The sequence below is a fragment of the Acinetobacter sp. 22301 genome (assembly GCF_052045285.1).
Classification (GTDB): Bacteria; Pseudomonadota; Gammaproteobacteria; order Pseudomonadales; family Moraxellaceae; genus Acinetobacter; species Acinetobacter pittii.
Genome location: NZ_JBQEOR010000002.1, coordinates 188,330 through 208,701, shown reverse-complemented (window position 1 = coordinate 208,701; position 20,372 = coordinate 188,330). Strand labels below are relative to the sequence as shown.

General features: G+C 39.4%; 17 protein-coding genes, 4 tRNA genes and 1 pseudogene. 11 read left to right on the top strand and 11 right to left on the bottom strand.

The features are described 5' to 3' along the window. Positions 1–121: 121 nt before the first annotated feature. Positions 122–1,399 carry an O-acetylhomoserine aminocarboxypropyltransferase/cysteine synthase family protein gene (locus tag ACTJJH_RS05215; protein WP_014207853.1) on the bottom strand — a complete coding sequence of 426 codons (1,278 nt, stop codon included), beginning with the start codon at positions 1,397–1,399 and terminating at the stop codon, positions 122–124. A gap of 295 nt (positions 1,400–1,694) precedes the next feature. On the opposite strand from ACTJJH_RS05215, the gene ettA reads away from it, so the two are divergent. Continuing rightward, positions 1,695–3,356, top strand: coding sequence for an energy-dependent translational throttle protein EttA (gene ettA, locus ACTJJH_RS05210; RefSeq protein WP_005067029.1), 1,662 nt, complete (start codon positions 1,695–1,697; stop codon positions 3,354–3,356). A 44-nt stretch (positions 3,357–3,400) separates the two neighbouring features. On the opposite strand, the gene ACTJJH_RS05205 is transcribed toward ettA, so the two are convergent. Continuing rightward, positions 3,401–3,784, bottom strand: coding sequence for a tetratricopeptide repeat protein (locus ACTJJH_RS05205; RefSeq protein ID WP_002116715.1), 384 nt, complete (start codon positions 3,782–3,784; stop codon positions 3,401–3,403). Between the two features lie 340 nt (positions 3,785–4,124). After that, a pseudogene (locus ACTJJH_RS05200) lies at positions 4,125–4,818 on the bottom strand (hypothetical protein). A 147-nt stretch (positions 4,819–4,965) separates the two neighbouring features. On the opposite strand from ACTJJH_RS05200, the gene ACTJJH_RS05195 reads away from it, so the two are divergent. The 9 genes from ACTJJH_RS05195 (at position 4,966) to ACTJJH_RS05155 (ending at position 14,043) form a co-directional block, all read left to right on the top strand. After that, positions 4,966–5,364 (top strand): cation efflux protein, CzcI-like, encoded by a 399-nt coding sequence (locus ACTJJH_RS05195; RefSeq protein WP_002060055.1) that lies wholly within the window; start codon positions 4,966–4,968, stop codon positions 5,362–5,364. A 56-nt stretch (positions 5,365–5,420) separates the two neighbouring features. After that, complete coding sequence (locus ACTJJH_RS05190) at positions 5,421–5,615, top strand: hypothetical protein (protein ID WP_005067033.1); 195 nt, start codon at positions 5,421–5,423, stop codon at positions 5,613–5,615. Further along, positions 5,606–6,223, top strand: a complete 618-nt coding sequence (locus ACTJJH_RS05185) for a methyltransferase family protein (RefSeq protein ID WP_320124361.1) — start codon at positions 5,606–5,608, stop codon at positions 6,221–6,223. Before ACTJJH_RS05190 ends, ACTJJH_RS05185 begins: the two co-directional genes overlap by 10 nt. Positions 6,224–6,367: 144 nt before the next feature. Beyond that, entirely contained in the window at positions 6,368–6,541 is a 174-nt protein-coding gene (locus tag ACTJJH_RS05180) for a hypothetical protein (protein ID WP_191113142.1), read from the top strand. A 197-nt stretch (positions 6,542–6,738) separates the two neighbouring features. Continuing rightward, positions 6,739–7,131: a cation efflux protein, CzcI-like gene (locus ACTJJH_RS05175; RefSeq protein ID WP_333725059.1), complete on the top strand. Its 393-nt coding sequence runs from the start codon at positions 6,739–6,741 to the stop codon at positions 7,129–7,131. A 57-nt stretch (positions 7,132–7,188) separates the two neighbouring features. Further along, on the top strand, positions 7,189–8,598 hold the full coding sequence (locus tag ACTJJH_RS05170; RefSeq protein ID WP_069037157.1) for a TolC family protein: 1,410 nt from the start codon (positions 7,189–7,191) through the stop codon (positions 8,596–8,598). Then, positions 8,598–9,806 carry an efflux RND transporter periplasmic adaptor subunit gene (locus ACTJJH_RS05165; protein ID WP_410560754.1) on the top strand — a complete coding sequence of 403 codons (1,209 nt, stop codon included), beginning with the start codon at positions 8,598–8,600 and terminating at the stop codon, positions 9,804–9,806. The genes ACTJJH_RS05170 and ACTJJH_RS05165 overlap by 1 nt, the downstream gene beginning before the upstream one ends. Continuing rightward, on the top strand, positions 9,796–12,954 hold the full coding sequence (locus tag ACTJJH_RS05160; protein WP_440600825.1) for an efflux RND transporter permease subunit: 3,159 nt from the start codon (positions 9,796–9,798) through the stop codon (positions 12,952–12,954). Before ACTJJH_RS05165 ends, ACTJJH_RS05160 begins: the two co-directional genes overlap by 11 nt. 132 nt (positions 12,955–13,086) lie before the next feature. Continuing rightward, positions 13,087–14,043, top strand: a complete 957-nt coding sequence (locus ACTJJH_RS05155) for a cation diffusion facilitator family transporter (protein WP_002116718.1) — start codon at positions 13,087–13,089, stop codon at positions 14,041–14,043. Between the two features lie 19 nt (positions 14,044–14,062). Here ACTJJH_RS05155 and ACTJJH_RS05150 read toward each other — a convergent pair whose 3' ends face one another. Then, positions 14,063–14,401, bottom strand: coding sequence for a hypothetical protein (locus ACTJJH_RS05150; protein ID WP_002117013.1), 339 nt, complete (start codon positions 14,399–14,401; stop codon positions 14,063–14,065). A gap of 273 nt (positions 14,402–14,674) precedes the next feature. Here ACTJJH_RS05150 and ACTJJH_RS05145 point away from each other — a divergent pair, with 273 nt between their 5' ends. Then, the gene (locus ACTJJH_RS05145) at positions 14,675–15,622 is read left to right on the top strand and encodes a hypothetical protein (RefSeq protein WP_440600824.1); all 948 of its coding nucleotides are present in this window, start codon (positions 14,675–14,677) and stop codon (positions 15,620–15,622) included. Between the two features lie 91 nt (positions 15,623–15,713). On the opposite strand, the gene ACTJJH_RS05140 is transcribed toward ACTJJH_RS05145, so the two are convergent. The 7 genes from ACTJJH_RS05140 to gltX form a co-directional block, all read right to left on the bottom strand. Then, positions 15,714–15,789, bottom strand: a tRNA-Glu gene (locus tag ACTJJH_RS05140). A 29-nt stretch (positions 15,790–15,818) separates the two neighbouring features. Continuing rightward, positions 15,819–15,894, bottom strand: a tRNA-Glu gene (locus ACTJJH_RS05135). A gap of 121 nt (positions 15,895–16,015) precedes the next feature. Beyond that, positions 16,016–16,915, bottom strand: coding sequence for a PGAP1-like alpha/beta domain-containing protein (locus ACTJJH_RS05130; protein ID WP_440600823.1), 900 nt, complete (start codon positions 16,913–16,915; stop codon positions 16,016–16,018). A gap of 120 nt (positions 16,916–17,035) precedes the next feature. Beyond that, entirely contained in the window at positions 17,036–18,457 is a 1,422-nt protein-coding gene (locus tag ACTJJH_RS05125; RefSeq protein ID WP_440600822.1) for an amino acid permease, read from the bottom strand. Positions 18,458–18,585: 128 nt separating this feature from the next. Further along, positions 18,586–18,661 (bottom strand) — tRNA-Glu (locus ACTJJH_RS05120). A 25-nt stretch (positions 18,662–18,686) separates the two neighbouring features. Beyond that, positions 18,687–18,762 (bottom strand) — tRNA-Ala (locus ACTJJH_RS05115). 57 nt (positions 18,763–18,819) lie between these two features. Beyond that, positions 18,820–20,328 (bottom strand): glutamate--tRNA ligase, encoded by a 1,509-nt coding sequence (gltX, locus tag ACTJJH_RS05110; RefSeq protein WP_017387062.1) that lies wholly within the window; start codon positions 20,326–20,328, stop codon positions 18,820–18,822. Positions 20,329–20,372: the final 44 nt, after the last annotated feature.

Sequence of the window (20,372 nt, the reverse complement as noted above, 5' to 3'; positions counted from 1 at the left end):
CAATTTATTTAGAGCAAAAACTCTAAAATAGTATCTTAATCCATTAATTATTTTAGTTATATAATGAACAAAAAAAGAAAAAAAGCCTCTATTTCCAGAGGCTTGATAAATAGTTTAAAAGTTATACAGCTGAAAGTGCTTGTTCTAAATCGGCAATTAAGTCATCAATATGCTCAATTCCAATGGAAAGACGAACCATATCTTCACTTACACCAGCAGATTTAAGCTCTTGTTCATTGAGCTGGCGGTGAGTCGTAGTTGCAGGGTGGCAAGCCAAACTTTTCGCATCACCAATATTCACCAGACGAGTAAATAGCTGAAGTGCATCGATGAATCGAGTACCTCCTTCACGCCCATCTTGTACACCGAAAGATAAAATTGCAGAAGGTTTACCTTTTACATATTTTTGAGCAAGCTGGTGCTGTGGATGATCTTTTAAACCTGCGTAATTCACCCATTTTACTTTTGGGTGAGTTTGTAAATATTCCGCAATTTTTTGCGCATTTTCAGTATGACGCTCCATGCGGAGATTTAGAGTTTCTAGACCTTGTAAAATCAAGAAAACACTCAGTGGACTAATAGCCGCGCCTGTATTACGCAATGGTACAACGCGAGCTCGTGCTATATAGGCAGCCTCGCCTAATGCCTCAACATAATTCACACCATGATAACTTGGGTCTGGCGTGTTCAAAACTTTAAAACGCTCTGGATATTTACCCCAAGGAAATTTACCGCTATCGATAACTGCACCACCAATACTATTACCGTGTCCACCAATATATTTTGTAAGCGAATGGATAACGATATCGGCGCCATATTGAAATGGTTTTAATAAGGCAGGGGTAGCAACGGTATTATCAACGATGACAGGTACGCCATATTCATGTGCAATTTTTGAAATTGCTTCTAAATCGATAATATTTCCGAGTGGGTTCCCAATTGACTCAACAAAAACAAGTTTAGTTTTATCATCAATTAAGTTACGTAAGCTTTCTGGCTGTTGATAATCAAAAAAGCGAACTTCAATGCCTTGTTTTGGTAAGGTGTGGGCAAATAAATTATAAGTTCCGCCATATAAAGTTGAGACGGAGGCAATGTTGTCTCCCGCTTCTGTAATCGTTTGAACAGCATACGTAATCGCTGCCATTCCAGAAGCTAAGGCTAAAGCACCAATTCCGCCTTCGAGAGCAGCAAGACGTTGCTCAAGCACAGCAGTGGTCGGGTTCATAATGCGAGTATAAATATTGCCCTGAACTTTTAAATCGAAAAGGTCGGCACCGTGCTGTGTATTATCAAATGCATATGAAGTGGTTTGATAAATAGGGACCGCAACCGCTTTTGTTGTTGCCTCGGGTGAATAGCCAGCGTGAATTGCTAAGGTTTCATCTTTATAAGTCATGATTACTTCATCTTCGTGAGTTAAATATTGAGCGAGTCTAGCCTAAAATTTATGTACAAAATTGCAGAAATTCTGGTTTGTTTTCTAATTTTAGGAATAAAGATAGAAAAATATACGCTGAAACGCTGTACAAATCTTATCCATAAACATTTTGCAACTTATTGAAAAAGAAAATTGTTTGATAAATCCGTACGATGGAAATCATAACTTCAAGTCATCGAGGTTTTCAGCGTATAATACGCGCGATTATTTATCGCTTATGCGATGTATTGGTTTTTCAATTGAGGAGTCCTGCGTGGCCCAATATATTTATACGATGAACCGAGTGTCTAAGATGGTTCCGCCAAAGCGCGAAATCTTGAAAGACATCTCTTTATCATTTTTCCCGGGTGCCAAAATTGGTGTGCTCGGTTTGAACGGTGCAGGTAAATCTACCTTGCTTCGTATTATGGCTGGCGTAGATAAAGATTTCTCTGGTGAAGCTCGTGCACAACCTGGAATTAAAATCGGCTATTTAGAGCAAGAGCCACCTCTTGATCCGACTAAAGACGTTCGTGGTAACGTTGAAGATGGCGTGCGTGAAGCTTTAGATGCATTAGAGCGCCTTGATCAGGTTTTTGCAGAATATGCAGATCCGGATGCAGATTTTGATGCACTTGCAAAAGAGCAGGAAAAATTAGAATCAATTATCCATGCTTGGGATGCACATAACTTAAATAACCAGCTTGAAATCGCGGCAGATGCCTTGAACCTTCCAGCTTGGGATGCAGATGTAACTAAGCTCTCAGGTGGTGAACGCCGTCGTGTAGCGCTTTGTCGTTTATTGCTTTCAAAGCCAGACATGTTGCTTCTTGACGAACCGACGAACCATTTGGATGCAGAATCTGTATCTTGGTTAGAGCGCTTCTTGAAAGATTTCCCTGGCACAATCGTTGCGATTACGCATGACCGTTATTTCTTAGATAACGTTGCCGAGTGGATTTTGGAGCTTGACCGTGGACACGGTATTCCTTACCAAGGTAACTATTCTTCTTGGTTAGAGCAAAAAAATGCTCGTTTAGAACAAGAGCAGAAACAAGAAGAATCTTTTGCTAAAGCATTGAAAAAAGAACTTGAATGGGTTCGTTCAAATGCGAAAGGTCAGCAAAAGAAAAACAAAGCGCGTATGGAACGTTTTGAAGAGCTTAACTCTAAAGAATTCCAGCAACGTAATGAAACGTCTGAAATCTACATTCCACCTGGCCCTCGTTTGGGTAATAAAGTTGTGGAAGTGGAAGGTATCAGCAAATCATTTGACGGCCGCGTATTGTACGAAAACTTATCGTTTACTGTACCTCCAACAGCAATTGTAGGTATCGTTGGTCCAAACGGTGCGGGTAAAACAACATTATTCCGTATGATGACTGGCGAACAGCAACCTGATACAGGTACTGTGACTTTAGGTGAGTCAGTTAAAGTGGCTTACGTGGGTCAGATTCGCGACACTCTAGACAATAACAAAACTGTTTGGGAAGAAGTGTCTGGTGGTTTAGATATCTTGAAAGTGGGCGATTATGAAATTGCTTCACGTGCTTATATCGGCCGCTTTAACTTCAAAGGTCAAGATCAGCAAAAACGCGTAGGCGAATTGTCTGGTGGTGAGCGTAACCGTTTACAACTTGCGAAAATTTTACAGCAAGGTGCAAACGTTATCTTACTGGATGAGCCATCAAACGACTTGGATATTGAAACTTTACGTGCGCTTGAGGATGCAATTCTTGTATTCCCAGGTACGGTAATGGTGGTATCGCATGACCGTTGGTTCCTTGACCGTATCGCGACACACATCTTGTCATTCGAAAATGAACAGCCAGAATTCTACACAGGTAACTATGCAGAATATGAAGCATACCGTCAGTCACGTTTAGGTGAAGACGCTGTTCAAAAACGTACTAAATACAAAAAAATTAGCGGATAATCTCTGTTAATTTAAAAAACCAGCCTAAGGGCTGGTTTTTTATTTTAAGAAAATGCGAGCTTGCTAAACGCTTCTTGTAAGCAGCGTTCAGCATCGGGATGTCCCTGACTTGCTGCTTTTTGTAGCCATTTTTCAGCTTCACGATAATTTTTATCTAATCCAAATTGACCATTTAGATAACCGATACCAAGCTTAAAAGAAGCGTCAGAGCTACCACGTAAAGCTGCTCGTAGGTAGCACCACATAGCATTTCGGTCGTTAGGAGTTACATCTAACCAGTTTTGCATACGTTCATGGTCTTGCTCGGCTAGTTCCTCAAAGCGTAAACCCTGTTCAATTTCATCAACTGCTTGTGAATGCATATCAGAAGGTAAGTTTTCAAAAGCAAACAAGTGATTAAGCCTATACTTGATTGATTTCATATTCATGATAGTCTCCCTTGTTCCTCAATTTAATTGAATTGACTCACACTTTTAAGCTAGTCCCTTATATTGAAATATTATGTTTTTTTTTGTAAATGTGATATAGCGCATTTGGATGAAAAATAATGAAGTTTTGGCTTACATAAAAGTTACACGTGTTTTTACGCTAAGTGAAACTACTATGAGAATAGTGGCATTCTTAAGGGAAATTAGAGCTTTTAAAATTAAAAAATAGCTATTATTTAACGCAAAAGACTTTTGAGAAAATTTATAAATATCAAACAAAAGAAATTTCTTTAAACAAAACCAGCTTAAGAGTTAGTTAATTAGTTTTGCCTAGGAACTTCTATTTTGTAAAGTCACTTCGTAAGTCTGCCCAGATCAGAGAAGGGGGCCACCGTGACCACATCAAATGCCATCGCTAACGGATAAAGTGCCATACGAGTTACACGTTTAAACGGATGTTTCTTTGTTATTTCATCTTTTTGCTGTAAGGCGATAGGATAAGGAATGGGAAGAGTTTGTTGAATTTTTTGTATGTCTGGAGCTTTATATATTTGTCCTTTAAAGCTAAGAAAAGCGTAAGGATATAAAACATCTTTTTGATTTTCTATCACAACAAAATGATTTTTAAATCCTAGGTTTTTTAAATTTTCTTTTTGTTGTTCAGAAAGAGCGAATAGAGGAGTTTTATATAGGAATTGAAGTTCTCCATGAAAATGAGTGGGATCATCCATTTCAAGAAGTAGAGGAGAGGGAATAATTAAAGTTCTTTGATTTACTGGAATATTTTTAATAATAGTTAAAAATTCTGAGCTACCTTCGGTCATTAAATAACTAAAATCTTGACCTACAAAGACGATCCCTTGTTCTTGCTGGTTTTGAACAGCTTGTCCTAAAGCAATGATTTGATCTTTTGCTAAAATGATTTTCTCGGTTTTTGTGGTTTCGTTAGGTAAAGCTTCTGAAAGTAATGTCGTGGCACAAGCACTCAAATTTAAACAGACGACAACGAGTAGGGTGGAAAATATTTTATACATTGCAGGAACTCAAACAGGAAATTAATTTTTCTAAAGAAAAAACTTTTTTAAAACAGCGATAAATTAACCAAAAATCATTTTGTAATTTTATTACATTGCTATCGCTTGCTATAGTGACTTTGTGCAATTTACTGTCATGGTGTACCGTTGCCACGTTCTACAGTTTTTATGTCCGTCTTGTTTAGTTTGCTTATATTCCAAAGCTTATGGAATGTGGCAGCGGCATTTTGCGTGCATAAAAATCAGGAAAAGGCATTACAACATTTCGGTCATCATGCAGATTTAAATGTATATCAATCTTCAGACCATATGCAGACTGAACATGTTGGTATTGTAGAAAATTCTGAGAATGCTCCATTAAGCTGGCAAGATCATCACGATCATTTACCTTCATGTTTTCATGTAGTGATGACTGAAAATGCACAACAAGCTCAAGAACCTTTTGTGCGTGTACATGAGCTTTCACAAATCTATTACTGGTCTAATTCTTATCAGTCTCCGTATCTTGGCTCTTTAAATCCCCCTCCTGTCTTAACCCTGCTATAGGTGGGGTAGCCGAAAAATAACCCACCAGAAATTTATTTATTTCAAAGGGTTATTTTATGCTTAATTATATGTGCAAACAAAGCGCAGCAATCTTCTATGTAGATTACTCGCTTAAACATTCACGTCTTTATGTTAATGACAAGGCGGGATATAAGGTTCTGTCAAATCTTTCGGGAAAACAAAAATATCATTTTAATGAATCGGTTATCTCATCTCTGATGATTCACAGTGATGGAGGTTTATGGAAATGAATATTTTATTTACCCCCCGTGTTAGAACTGTGAGCTCCCGAGTGATTGGGCTGATTTTAGCTATTATTCTTGCTTTAAGTTTTAGTAAATGGCATTTCCAGGCGGCATTCGTGGAACATATTTTATGGTTCTTTGGATGGTTTTTTGTGGGCATCGGAGTAATGGGAAGAATATGGTGCAGTCTTTACATTTCCGGATTTAAGAATGCCAAGTTGGTGACAGACGGTCCCTATTCTTTATGTAGAAATCCACTCTATCTGTTTAGTTATCTGGGTGGAGTCGGGATCATGTTGATTACAGAGACGTTTATCTTTCCAATAGTATTCACGCTTTATTTTCTCTGTTACTACCATTTTGTTATACGCCAAGAAGAAGCATTCCTGAGTGAAAAATATGGAACTGCATATTCAGATTATATAAAGACAATTCCACGCTTTTTACCAAGTTTCAAAAATTTTAAAGAGCCTGAGTTCTATCAGGTTTCACCGAAGCATTTCCGTATTTTTTTGACGCAGGTGGTGTGGTTTATCTGGGTTGCGGCCTTAGTCCAACTTTTTGATGAGTTGCGACTGCACGGTGTTCTCCCTTCATTGTTTAGTTGGTTCTAAAAATGAAATGAAAGTATATCCGCATGCTTCTTAGAGACTCAGAAGATTTGTCCTGAATTGATTAACTAAAGCATGCGAAAAATTAATTTTATTTCTGGGCTAAGTCCTTAAATAAATTCGGAATATTTAGATCTGGTGATTATTATGTCTATTAAACTAAATACAAAATCGGCTTTGATGGTTTTACTTCTTTCAACAAGTTTGGCTCATGCTGATGGAGGGTTAATATTCCTCGAAAAGAATATTAAGTCTCAGCAAGAAACAAAAGCTAAAGCTGAAGAAAGTAAGAACCCTCATTTAACTTGTAAGCGTAAATAATTTCTTTTGTAGGAAACTAATTACTTAATAATTAGTTTCCTATGAGTAAAGATAGAGATTCTTAATGATTTATTCTTATCTTTACTCAAGCGAGATTAGAATCGCTTCTATACTGCTACTTATTAGATGTAATTTTATTACATGCCCACTGCCTGCTATAGTGGCTTTGTTCAACTTCTTAGTTTAATGGTGTGCTGTTGCCACGTTCTGCACTTTTCATGTCCGTCTTATTCTGTTTGCTTATATTCCAAAGTTTATGGAATGTGGCAGCGGCATTTTGCGCCCATGAAAATCAGGAAAAGGCATTACATCATTTTGGTCATCATGCAGCGTTGAGTTATGAAGCTTCACAGCATAGCCATACGGAAAAGACAGATATCGCGGGGACTCATAAAGCTCCCTTAAACTTGTCCGATCATCATGACCATTTGCCTTCATGTTTTCATGTTGTGATTGTAGAAGCACAAGAAAAACTTGTTTCACCGTTAATACAGTCATCTGAGCCAAAACAACAATATTATTGGTCCAATTCTTATAAGTCCCCTCATATCTCTAAACAAGACCCGCCTCCTGTTTTAACCCTGCTATAGGTGGGGTAGCCGAAAATTAGCCCACCAGAAATATTATTTATTTCATAGGGTTATTTTATGTCTATTTTTTTATACGAAAAAAGTTTCGTTAGTCTGAGTACGTCTTGGGTACTTAAATCATTAGTTGTTGCAGTTGCGCTTTCAACTAGCGCTGTAACAACTGCTGCTAGTTCAAATCAAAACCTCACGCAGAATACTCAACTGCAGCAAGTACAGAATGTTTTAACGTTTGAACAGGTGCTCGATCAGGTTAAGCAGTTTCAGACTCAAACAGGAATTTGGCAAACTCAACAAGATATCGCCGAGAGCAATATCAAACAGAGTCAGCTATGGGAAAATCCGACGGTTTCTGTACAGCAAACGGGTTTTAAATCTGGAAAAGATCAGGAATTAGAACTTGGGATCTCGCAAAAACTAGATATTTTTGGTGTACGTTCCGCAGCAAAAAAACTAGCAAGTGTTCAGCAAAATCAAGTTGAGTTAAATCAGGTTTTATATCAGGCTCAACTGAAGCTGGCGGTAAAATATTTATGGTCACAAGTATCTATTTTAGAGCTTGAACATGAAGTTGCTAAAGCCCAGTTAAGAACGAGTAAAAATCTTCTTGATGCTACCCGCTTACGCTTTCAGGCAGGCAGTATTGCTCAGGTTGATTTAGATCGAACTCTCATGACGCATGTTGAAAATCAGCGTTTATATCAGGAAGTTGAATTATCACTGAGTAGTGCTAAAAGAAAATTGGCTAACTTATGGGGTGAGACAGAAGATAACTTCACATTACGTCCAGATATAAAAAGTGCATGGCCTTTAAAAAATGAAGGTGATATCGATCAATATCTAAAACAGAATTTGTTAGAACAGTCCCTGCGGCTTCAAGCAATACAACAAAATTCTGAAATTAATTATTTAAAGGCAAAAAATCGGCCTACGCCTACTGTAAATATGGGCGTGGTTCGTAGTAAAACCGCAGAAACGAGCAGTACCGAAAATCAGATTCGAGTAGGTATAGCAGTTCCTTTAAACATTTTTAATCGCCAGCAATATGCCCTAAAAGTTGCACAAAGCAAACTCGATTTAATTGACCAGCAGCAAAGCTTTTATAAAAAGCAAAGCCAGAATTCTATTCGTACTCTACAGTACGAGTTAGCGGGTTTAAAGCAACAATATAATTTAATGAATGAGCAGCAAATCCCTTTATCAGAGACGGTACAAGAGAAAATGTTGCTTGGCTTTAAAGTCGGTAAATTTGCAATTACCGATGTTCAGCAATCTACCCTTCAATTACAAGAACAACGCTTGAAAAAAGTTCAACTCCTTAAATCTGCTTGGCAAAAAGCAATTGAGGCAGAAAGTTTAGCTCTCGGGATTGATCCAAATATGGTGATGTCTGGAGATGCATTAAATCAAATTAATCAAAATTTATGGCAAGACACCTATAACTTGCCGACAGTTGGAGGGGCAGAGTAATGTCAGTTAAAAAAATGAAAAACCAATGGCTTATTGCTATTTTGCTGCTGATTGTCTGCCTTGCTTTAAGTGCTTGGTTATTTTTCTCTGGAAAGAAACAGCCTAATACTGATGAAGGTGAAGAAGAGCATGCAGAGGGTGAAGCTGGCCATGGTGAGTCTGAAAAAGAGGAAGGAAGCTTAAACCTGACTTCTAAGCAACTGGTTGAATATGGAGTGAAGTTAGAGCAAGTAGGACGTGGAGAAGTTGAACAGAGCCTTTCTTATCCTGCCAAACTTGTTGTAAATACAGACCAGCAAGCACATGTCTCTTCAACTTTTTCTGCGCGTGTAGATAGCGTAAATGTTGCGTTGGGACAACAAGTTGAAAAGGGTCAAGCGCTTGCAACTTTATTTGTACCGGATTTAGTCGATCAACAAGCTAACTTAAGCATGGCACAAGAAGCACTGACATTAGCCCAGCAAGATTATCAACGTGAAAAACAATTGTGGGAACAAGGGGTTTCAGCACGTCAAGATTACCAGCGCGCTTACAATGCATATCGTCAGGCGCAGATTCAAGTGCAGGCTGCAAATAGCCGTTTATCTGCATTGGGAGCAAATCGCTCAAGTAAAGGCCGATATGTTTTAACTGCACCTTTAAGTGGTGTAATCAGTAATAAAGATATTGTCATTGGTGAGCAAATTGGTCCTGACAAACAATTATTTGTTATTGATCGTCTAGATCAGTTATGGGTTGAGTTTGTGCTACCAAGTGCAAATACCAATATTCAGCCTAATCAGGAAATTGAATTTAAATCGTTGCAAACGAATAATATTTTCAAAGCGCAGGTGCAAAGCCTAACTTCAGAAGCCGATACTCAAACTGGTCGTTTACAGGTTCGCGCTAAGGTACTGACACCTTCAAAAGAATTACGCCCTAACTTAATGGTCAATGTGTTACTTAAACAAAATAATGCAGCGACTGTATTACGGGTTAACAAGACAGCGATACAACAGATTGATGGAAAGAATGTCGTCTTTATTGCAAAACAGGAGAAAGATAAAATTCATTTTGCTCCTGTTGCCGTTGAGTTAGGCAATTATTCTTCAGATGCACAATGGGTCGAGGTTAAATCCGGAATTACCGAAAAGCAGCAATATGTGACTCAAGGTAGTTTCTTGCTCAAGTCCGAACTTGAAAAAGGGGAGGCTGAGCATGGACATTAATAAACCTGATTTGCCAAAGGCTGAAGGTTTGTTTGATCGGATCATTCAGTTTTCAATTAACAACGCCATTTGGGTCATGATGTTTGTCATTGCTTGGATTGGTGTTGGAATTTATAGCTACCAAAAACTTTCAATTGATGCCGTGCCGGACATCACCAATGTACAGGTACAAATCAATAGTCAGGCCAATGGCTTTACTGCGCCAGAAGTTGAGCAAAGGATCACTTATCCGATTGAGAATGCCATGTCTGGTATTCCAAATCTGGAGCAGACTCGTTCAATTTCCAGATATGGCCTTTCTCAGGTCACGATTATCTTTAAAGATGGTACTGACATTTACTGGGCAAGACAGTTAATTAACCAACGTTTACAAGAAGCTAAGAGTGCTTTACCAGATAGCATTGATCCGCAAATGTCTCCAATTTCGACTGGACTCGGTGAGATTTATCAATGGGTGGTAAAAGCAGAGCCAAATGCTAAAAAAGCAGATGGTTCAGCCTATAGCGCGATGGACCTGCGTGAAATTCAGGACTGGATTATTCGGCCCCAGTTACAACGTGTACAAGGGGTAGCCGAGGTTAATAGCATTGGAGGATATAACAAAACCTACGTGGTCTCTCCAGATCTGACACGGTTACAACAGTTGCAAATTCCACTCACTGATTTACAAGATGCGCTTCAAAATAATAATGAAAACCGTGGTGCCGGATTTATTGAAGAGAATGGCCAGCAACTCACAGTTCGTGTTCCGGGTATGCTGACATCGATACAAGATATCCAGAATGTTACGGTCGCCACTAAAAACGGTTTACCTATACGGGTTGCCGATGTAGCGTCAGTATCGATTGGTCATGATTTGCGTACAGGTGGTGCTACCTATAATGGACAGGAAACTGTTTTAGGTATCGCCATGATGATGATGGGTGAAAACAGTAAAACTATTGCTAAGGCGATTGACGATAAAGTTCAGGAAATTCAAAGATCACTCCCTCAGGGCGTGGTGATTGAAACAGTCTATGATCGTAGTAGCCTCGTAGATAAAGCGATTAAAACAGTAGCTAAAAATTTGATTGAAGGGGCGATTTTAGTCATCGTTATCCTTTTTATTTTTTTAGGAAACTTTCGCGCCGCTTTAATCACTGCTTGTATTATCCCATTGGCAATGCTTTTTACCTTAACAGGTATGGCGGAACAAAAAATCAGTGCCAACCTGATGAGTTTGGGTGCTTTGGACTTCGGGATCATTGTTGATGGGGCCGTTGTTATTGTTGAAAACTGTATTCGGCGTTTAGCTGAAGCGCAGCATTTAAAAGGTCGTTTATTAACACGTTCCGAACGTTTCACTGAGGTCTTTCTAGCGGCTAAACAGGCACGCCGACCATTAATATTTGGTCAGATCATCATTATGGTCGTGTACCTACCAATTTTTGCTTTAGCAGGCGTTGAAGCAAAGATGTTTCATCCTATGGCAATGACCGTTGTCCTAGCATTATTAGGAGCAATTATTTTATCTGTGACCTTTGTGCCAGCAGCAGTAGCTCTGTTTGTTACGGGTGAAGTGAAGGAAAAAGAAAGCCGCTGGATGATGATGCTGAAAAAAGGTTATGCAGGCTTACTCGATAAAGCTTATGCTTTCCGATATGTTGTTGTAACAGCAGCAGTCAGCATCTTGATTCTTACTGGTGCAATTGCAACAAGAGTAGGTAGTGAGTTTGCGCCTCAACTCAGTGAGGGGGATTTTGCCTTGCAACTCATGCGTGCGCCAAGTACTGGTATAGAGGAATCACTTAGGATTCAAGAGACCGTAGAAAAGCAGTTACTCAAAGCTTTTCCTGAAATTAAGGCTATTTTTGCAAGAACAGGAACAGCCGAGGTTGCTACCGATGTCATGCCTCCTAATATTTCCGATGGTGTTGTTTTACTAAAGCCACATGATCAATGGCCTAATCAGAAGGAAACGGTAGATGAATTGCGTACCAGAATGCTGCAATTCGTGAATCAGATTCCTGGTAATAACAGTGAATTCTCGCAACCCATCGAACTACGTTTTAATGAACTCATTTCAGGTGTCCGTAGTGATATCGGGGTGAAAGTTTTTGGGGATGATATGCAAGTCCTCAATCAGGAAGCAGAAAAAATAGCCCAACAGCTACGTAGCATTCCAGGTGCTAGTGAAGTCAAAGTCGAACAGACCGATGGTTTGCCATTACTTAATGTAGATGTTAATCATGCACTAGCTGCTCAATATGGATTATCAGTCAAGTCTATTCAGGATATTGTCGCTGCGAGTATTGGAGGACAGAGTGTAGGGCAAATTTTACAGGGCGATAGACGTTTCGATTTCGTGATTCGCTTACAGGAAAACATGCGTACGCCTCAGCAGCTAGCACAATTACCGATTCGCTTACCAAACGGCGGTCTGATCCAGTTACAAGACGTTGCCAAGGTTGAGAATATTCTGGGCCTTGCTCAAGTGAGCCGTGAAAATGGCAAACGCCGAGTGATTGTGACGGCAAATGTGCGTGATCGTGACCTTGGGTCTTTTGTACAAGAGATGCAAAGCAAACTGGCGCAGCAAAAGCTACCTAGCGGTTATTGGTTGGGTTATGGAGGACAGTTTGAGAATCTTGCTTCTGCCACTGCAAGAATGCAAATCGTTGTACCGATGGCGCTCATCATGATCTTTGTATTGCTGATGGCGGTATTTAGTAATTTTAAAGACAGCTTACTTGTATTTAGCGGAGTTCCTTTCGCTTTATCTGGTGGATTAGTCGCTTTGTGGCTGAGAGATATTCCGCTTTCTATGTCTGCTGGAGTCGGGTTTATCGCTTTATCAGGTGTTGCGGTATTGAATGGTTTGGTCATGCTCACATTCATTAAAGAGCTAAGAGCAACCCTAGATGTTCATGCAGCTACTTGGAAAGGTGCTGTACTGCGACTACGCCCTGTATTAATGACGGCATTTGTTGCTTCACTTGGTTTTATTCCAATGGCTTTGGCAACTGGAACTGGTGCAGAGGTACAACGACCTTTGGCAACGGTAGTAATCGGTGGCATTATTTCATCTACGATACTAACGCTGGTTTTATTGCCAGTCATTTATCGATGGATGAATGAAAGCAAGACGAATAAAGTTGAGCATTCATAATGTCATCGATTTGAGATATCTTTTTTGATGAAAAAGTTTGAGTCAGAAAAGTATTTGAAACAGGTAAAGGTAAGCATGAATTCATGGTTACTTTTACCTCACCATAAAGATAAATAATAAGGAGTCCGCAAAATGGGTGGACAACATGGTCATGACCATAGTCATGCTGTAGTGACTGAAGGTAATGCCAAGAAATTAACGATTGCCTTGGCGCTTACTACGACATTTTTAATTGTTGAGGTTATTGCAGGTTTAATCACACAAAGTCTGGCGTTGCTCTCTGACGCTGCGCATATGTTTACAGATGCAGCTGCTTTGGCAATTGCTCTGGTCGCAATTCAGATTTCAAAACGTCCCGCTGATAATAAGCGTACTTTTGGTTATCAACGCTTTGAAATTCTGGCCGCTTTATTTAATGCACTCATGCTGTTCGTGGTGGCAATTTATATTTTATATGAAGCCTATATCCGTTTCTCTAAGCCACCCGAAATTCAAAGTGTGGGTATGCTGGTTGTAGCGACTATTGGTTTAGTAATTAACCTCATTTCAATGAAACTTTTAATGTCGAGTGCCAATAACAGCCTAAATGTGAAAGGTGCTTATCTAGAAGTATTGAGTGATGCACTAGGCTCGGTAGGCGTTATTATTGGTGCAATTATTATTTACTTCACTAATTGGTACTGGATTGACACGCTTATTGCAGTACTGATTGGATTTTGGGTGTTGCCAAGAACATGGGTTTTACTTAAGCAAAGTATTAACATTTTGCTCGAAGGTGTACCCGAAGAGGTCGATATTGAGAAGCTACGTGCAGATTTACTTTCTTTAAATGGTGTTGAGAGTATTCACCAACTCAAAGTGTGGGCGATTACTTCTAAAAATATCCATTTAACCGTGCACTTATTTGCGCCTGAAGCTGATCGTACCAAGTTGTATCAAGATGCTGTTGAAATGCTTTCTCATGAACATGGTATTGGTGAAGTGACATTGCAAATTGAGGACGATGCCGAGATTAATTGTCAGCACATTGCTCAGCATGCTTCGCATAAACATGATGAAGCAGATAATGCACATTCACATCAGCATTAAGCTGATGTGAACAGTTTTTTTAAATTTCCCATTCGTTATTGCAGTCACGGCATTTCCAGTGTTTTTGTGACTGCATAAATGCTTGCATAGACAATTTAAAATCAGGCAAATCACGCCAGAACATAAAACCAGCCCCTACAGTAACCACAAATGCAACTACTGTTGCGATTTGAAGAGAACTACCTGCACCATTGCCAAAAATCCACATAAAGATGCTAATGACTACTAACAGTAAAAGCACAAAAATTGCAGGAATCAAGATAACCAGACTTTTAGGAACGACAGGTTTTGCGCTGTTCACGCCTTGGCTCACAGGCATAATTTTAACACTTTGACATTTAGGGCAACGATATTGCATGAGAACTCCACATTTAGTTTGAATCTATTCTAACGGAAATGTGCAGAAAGAAAAAAATTTGTAAGATATCGATGAAATGCGTTGAGTTAGCAGAAAAATTACTTATGAATAAATAAAGAAATATAAAAAACAGATGATTTATCCGTACACATAAAAATTAAAATAATATTGTAGAGCATGCTAATCTACAGAAAAATGAAGTGTGATTAGCACAATAAATGAGCTTAAATACTCGAATAGGATGTGGGATAAATATAAAAAGGAGAGAGGGACTTGGGTCAACAAGATGACAATAAGTCGCAGCCTACAACGACAGCATCGGTTTTAGCTACCCCAGATACCGCTAAACCGTCATTATCTCGTCGATTACTGCATAAGACATTGCAACATGCCCAAGATGCAGTTGGGTTTGCTAGCGACACGACACGTAATATTGCAGAGGTTGCTGATGCTGCTTTGGACGCACTCGATCAAGTAACTACTCATACACGACGTGGAGTTGTCGGAATGACAAATCTGGCAGCAGGTACTGTAAGAGATATGGTGTCTGAAACCAGTGAAACAGCACGCCAAGTCGCGTTGATTATGGCGCGAACTTTTTTGGGCAAAAGTACCTTAACGTTGTACTTACCCGAAATGTTATTAAATAATCAAATTCGTAAGCGCATTGATCGCTCCGAAATTGATGATATTAAAATCAAGTGCGGCAATGACAGTTTCCAAGTCGAGATCGATGGGCATTATCATCGCTTCATGTATCGTTTGAGTTTAGATTTTAAAGTATTGGAATGTCGTATTGGGCAGGAAAAATTCTTACACCTACGTCAAATGGATGAAAGTCTTGATGTTCAGATTCGACATGGCGGTACCTTGTCAAATTGGGCTGTGCGCCGTATTGGTCGAGTTGGTTTCGAAGTGGTAAATATGTTGCCTATTCCATCACTCATTAATCATTTGATTGGTGATATTCCCGGAATCCAACGCGATGGGCATCGCATGTGGTTTATTGACCTAGAGCAAGCAGGATTTATTGACTTTATTAACAACCGTTCATGGATGGTTGAAAAGCTTTTAAGTTTGACTGATTTTAGTATTTTACCAGGCTTGAATATTTTGAGAGAAAGTCGCGAGCTTGTGCAGCAGCTCGTAGATCAGTTTGAAATTAGAGGACTACGAGTGCAGTCAGGTCGCCTTGAAGTACAAGTAGGAATTGCGGGTTGATAGAGCATATGAAAAGCTAATCATTGATTGGCTTTTTATTTTTTTAGGCAAGAAAAAAGCCACTGACGTTATGCAGTGGCTTTTTAGAATTTGGCGTCCCTACGGGGATTCGAACCCCGGTTACCGCCGTGAAAGGGCGATGTCCTAGGCCTCTAGACGATAGGGACTTATATGAGGCATACATCTGAAAAAATATTGGCGTCCCTACGGGGATTCGAACCCCGGTTACCGCCGTGAAAGGGCGATGTCCTAGGCCTCTAGACGATAGGGACGTTTCAGAGGTGGGCGTATATTAGGTCGATTTAATAAAAGTGTCAAATAGTTTTCTGAAGAAATATTAAAAAAAACAGTCAAGCGATTAAAAATAACTCAAATTGTAGAAAATATATACATTTAGCCGTCATTTTTCTGAAAAGGCTCAATAATTGCCTTTATGACCGACGGATGTTGTAGATACCCTAAAATCTCATGAGGTTGGTTGGCGAAAGTATAAATTTTCTGATTAATAATGGCAGGTTCAAAATTAAATGGGGCTTCGCACAATGGAAATGCGGTCAAAAAATCATCTTGAGAGTAAAAATTAAACCAATCACCGTAAATACATGGCGGTCTAGAAATTGGACTCGGGAGCTTACTTTGAATCACGCGAAAAGATAAAGGGGAAGCTAGGGTGATAAAACGCTTAACTGAGAATTGATAAGATGGATTTGATAATAATTGAAAAGCAATAACTGAACCGAGAGAGTGCCCGACCACAATATAATCTTCTTCTTCTCGCATTTTCTTTAAAATTCTTTGATGTACTTCCTCCATAAACTCTGGATTAGATAGATACATATAGGTTTCGATGAGGAATTGTTGAATCAAACTTTCATGCAGTTTAGGAAAGTTATTTAATAAAACAACTAGTTCTTTCAGTACACGATCTTTAACTAATTGAGAAGTGAGATAAAGCCGTTCTGAGAAGCTTTTATCAGTTTGATCGGTTGAGGGACGTAACAACGGAACAAATGGAGTGTGCTCTCTAGTAGGAGGATTACTTGGGTGTACGTTAATAGGGAAATAATTATTAAAAAATGATTTAGGTAATAACGTGTTAAGGTCTAATTGGTTACTTAATTGGTATTTGGTCATTAAGTCGCCATAAAATGGCATGTGAATATGAAGATCGCGGACATTAACTTTGCAAGGCATTTGTTTCAGGCCGAGCTTAAACACTTTTAACCAATGCTCTTTCAAGCGATGTGCTGTGTAGTTTTGTTGATTCATCCCGTGGATAAATATAATTTTCATTCTATACAAGATTTTGTTTTTAATATAAATTTTAATCTACAACGGTATGTTGTTTAAAACCAGTATATAGGCAAAAAAAAGTGTAGCTTTTTGCTACACTTTAATTGAATAACGACTGGTTTAGTCTTTATTACGATAAAAAATAAAATAACTGACATAACATAAAGCTGTAAAAATAAGACAGCCTACAAAACCAGCGCGCATTTCAGGGTCTGCTGCCATACTCAAGCAAGTAATGAAACAGAAAACAAAACCTAAAATTGGCACAATAGGGAATAAAGGCGCAGCATATTGTAAGTCTTTAACTGTATGACCTGATTTATACCATTGGCGGCGGAAGTTGAACTGACTTAAACAAATGCTCATCCATACAATGACCATGGTAAAAGCCGCTACACCCAGCAGATTCTTAAAAATAGTCTCAGGCGCAAATTGCTCTGATAATAAACCTGGAATTGCACCGAACATGGTTACAACTAGAGCTATGATTGGTGTTCCACTTTTTGATAAAGTCGCAAACACACTAGGTAGTAATTTTTGTTCTGACAGAGACCACATCATACGTGAAGCTGCATATAGGCCAGAATTGGCTGCTGAAAGCAGAGCTGTGATAATTACAAACCTAATAATGTCATCCGCATATGGAATGCCAATATAATTAAATACCGTCACAAAAGGACTGCTACTTACACCGTCACCGCCTAAACCTGCAAGTTGGAAAGGAAGTAAGGCGCTAATGACAATGATGGTACCCACAAAGAAAATAAGTAGGCGCCAGATCGCGGCATTAATCGCTTTTGGTACATTTTGAGCCGGATCTTTTGTTTCGCCAGCTGCTACACCAATTAATTCGGTTCCTGAGAAAGCAAAGTTAACAATTAACATGGTCGTAAAAATAGGAATTAAACCATGTGGGAACCAGCCTTGAGCCGTAAGATTGCTAAAGAGTGGAGCAGTTTGCGCACCATGGAATGGAATTAAACCAAAAATTGCTAATAGGCCGAGCACAATAAAGGCAATGACAGTAACGACTTTAACAAGAGCCAGCCAAAACTCAGATTCAGCAAAAATACGCGTTGAACTAATATTTAAGCCAAAGATAGTAACTGCAAAAATAATTGTCCAAATCCACATGGAAATCTGTGGAAACCATTCTTGCATGAGTAGGGCTGCGGCAGTGAATTCGGTTCCAAGCGTTGCAGTCCAGGTGAGCCAGTACATCCAAGAAATCATATAGCCAGTACTTGGGCTGATATATTTTTTGGCATAGGCACCAAAAGAACCTGAAACAGGCATGTGTACAGCGAGTTCTCCTAGGCAGAGCATGACCATGTAAGCGATCGCGCCACCAAGAATATAGGCAATAATTGCGCCAATAGCTCCAGTTTGTGAAATGACTTCCCCTGAACCTAAAAATAGACCAGTTCCGATCGCTCCGCCCAGTGATAGCATCACAAGATGGCGCGTACTCATGGCTCTTTTTAAAGGTGCAGTACTGTTCTGATGCTGATGAGCATCTAGTTGATTGTCAGATGGCTGCATATTACACATTGAGAGAATTAAGAAAGACGCTATTTTAGATAAAATAGACAAATGTGCAATCTAGAAAGAGATAAAGAATAAACAGTAAGGTGACGATAGAGTCTTTTTATAATTTTTAAAGCAGAATATGGCGTCCCTACGGGGATTCGAACCCCGGTTACCGCCGTGAAAGGGCGATGTCCTAGGCCTCTAGACGATAGGGACTTGATGAGGCAAACACAAAGGAGCGTGGTGGAGTCAAGCGGGATCGAACCGCTGACCTCTACAATGCCATTGTAGCGCTCTACCAACTGAGCTATGACCCCAGTTTGTGTGAGCGCAATCTTAGGGTGAATGCGCTCACACGTCAACAAAAAAATGAATTAAACTTCGCTAGTTGCGTCATTTTTCGGCAATTTTAAGCTCTCATTGAGTTTTTCCCAATTTTTAACTTCTTTCTTGCTCGGTCCGCCCACAATTTCTAAGGCATGACGTAAGCGAGCGAAAGTTAAATCAGGCCCAAGCGTAACCATTGATTGCATCACTGGTGTTGAACTCGTTGAACCGGCAATTGCGATAAAGAACGCTGGCATGAAATCACGTAGTTTAATGCCCATCTGATTCGCAAGATCCATTAGGGTTTGGCTAACGGTGTCATTATTCCAAGTAAACTGACCTTCAAGACGCCAAATTGCAAATTGTAAACTTTGACGAACTTGCTCTTGAGTCAATTTTTTACTTTCAAACATTTCAGCAGTAATTTGTGGCATATGGTTAAAATAGAAACCAGCCCAATTCACAGCTTCTGAAAGTAAATTAATACGTGGTTGAATAGCGGCAGCAATGTCTTCTAAAGTGTTGCGATCACTCTTCCATGTTAATAAACGGTCTAATAATTGACCTGGAGTTAACCCTTTGATCCACTGACCGTTAAGCCAGTTCAATTTTTCAACGTCAAAAATTGGTCCGCCTAGTGATACACGTTGAATGTCAAAGTTATCCATCATGTCTTGTAATGTGAAAACTTCTCTTTCATCTGGCATTGACCAACCCATACGGCCTAAATAGTTGAGTAAGGCTTCTGGTAATACACCGATATCGCGGTAGTAGTTAATTGATGTTGGATTTTTACGTTTAGATAGTTTTGATTTATCTGGGTTACGTAACAGTGGCATGTGGCAAAGAGTTGGCATTTCCCAACCAAAATATTGGTAAAGCAACTGATGCTTTGGTGCAGAAGGAAGCCATTCTTCACCACGCAATACATGAGTGATTTCCATTAAATGGTCATCAACAACGTTAGCTAAATGGTAAGTTGGTAAACCATCTGTTTTAAGAAGGACTTGCATATCGACTTGTGCCCAAGGAATTTCAACCTCACCACGTAGCAAGTCATTAAATTTACAAACACCTTCTTCAGGCACTTTCATACGAATGACATGAGGTTCACCCGCTTCAAGACGTCGAGTCACTTCTTCTTGAGAAAGTTTTAAACCGCGGCCGTCATATTTTGGTGTTTCGCCACGTGCTTGTTGTTCAGCACGCATTTGGTCAAGTTCTTCTGCTGTTGCGAAACAGTAAAAAGCATGACCTTTTTCAACAAGTTCTAATGCGTATTGCTTATAAATTCCCATACGTTCAGATTGGCGATATGGTGCATGTGGGCCACCTACATCTGGACCTTCAGACCAATTCAAACCTAACCAACGTAATGAATCCAAAATCATTTTTTCAGACTCTGGTGTAGAACGAAGTTGGTCTGTATCTTCAATCCTTAAAATAAATTCTCCGCCATGTTGTTTCGCAAAACACATGTTAAATAAAGCAATGTAGGCTGTGCCGACATGAGGAAAACCAGTAGGGGAAGGTGCAATACGAGTACGAACTTTCATAGATAATGGGTCAGAATAAAAATTGAAACTATTATAACGAAAAA

Excerpts from the sequence above, each read along its gene's own strand:
- ACTJJH_RS05215 (WP_014207853.1), bottom strand. The coding sequence starts at position 1,399 with ATGACTTATAAAGATGAAACCTTAGCAATTCACGCTGGCTATTCACCC.
- ACTJJH_RS05205 (WP_002116715.1), bottom strand. The coding sequence starts at position 3,784 with ATGAATATGAAATCAATCAAGTATAGGCTTAATCACTTGTTTGCTTTT.
- ACTJJH_RS05190 (WP_005067033.1), top strand. The coding sequence starts at position 5,421 with ATGCTTAATTATATGTGCAAACAAAGCGCAGCAATCTTCTATGTAGAT.
- ACTJJH_RS05185 (WP_320124361.1), top strand. The coding sequence starts at position 5,606 with ATGGAAATGAATATTTTATTTACCCCCCGTGTTAGAACTGTGAGCTCC.
- ACTJJH_RS05180 (WP_191113142.1), top strand. The coding sequence starts at position 6,368 with ATGTCTATTAAACTAAATACAAAATCGGCTTTGATGGTTTTACTTCTT.
- ACTJJH_RS05170 (WP_069037157.1), top strand. The coding sequence starts at position 7,189 with ATGTCTATTTTTTTATACGAAAAAAGTTTCGTTAGTCTGAGTACGTCT.
- ACTJJH_RS05165 (WP_410560754.1), top strand. The coding sequence starts at position 8,598 with ATGTCAGTTAAAAAAATGAAAAACCAATGGCTTATTGCTATTTTGCTG.
- ACTJJH_RS05160 (WP_440600825.1), top strand. The coding sequence starts at position 9,796 with ATGGACATTAATAAACCTGATTTGCCAAAGGCTGAAGGTTTGTTTGAT.
- ACTJJH_RS05155 (WP_002116718.1), top strand. The coding sequence starts at position 13,087 with ATGGGTGGACAACATGGTCATGACCATAGTCATGCTGTAGTGACTGAA.
- ACTJJH_RS05150 (WP_002117013.1), bottom strand. The coding sequence starts at position 14,401 with ATGCAATATCGTTGCCCTAAATGTCAAAGTGTTAAAATTATGCCTGTG.
- ACTJJH_RS05130 (WP_440600823.1), bottom strand. The coding sequence starts at position 16,915 with ATGAAAATTATATTTATCCACGGGATGAATCAACAAAACTACACAGCA.
- ACTJJH_RS05125 (WP_440600822.1), bottom strand. The coding sequence starts at position 18,457 with ATGCAGCCATCTGACAATCAACTAGATGCTCATCAGCATCAGAACAGT.
- gltX (WP_017387062.1), bottom strand. The coding sequence starts at position 20,328 with ATGAAAGTTCGTACTCGTATTGCACCTTCCCCTACTGGTTTTCCTCAT.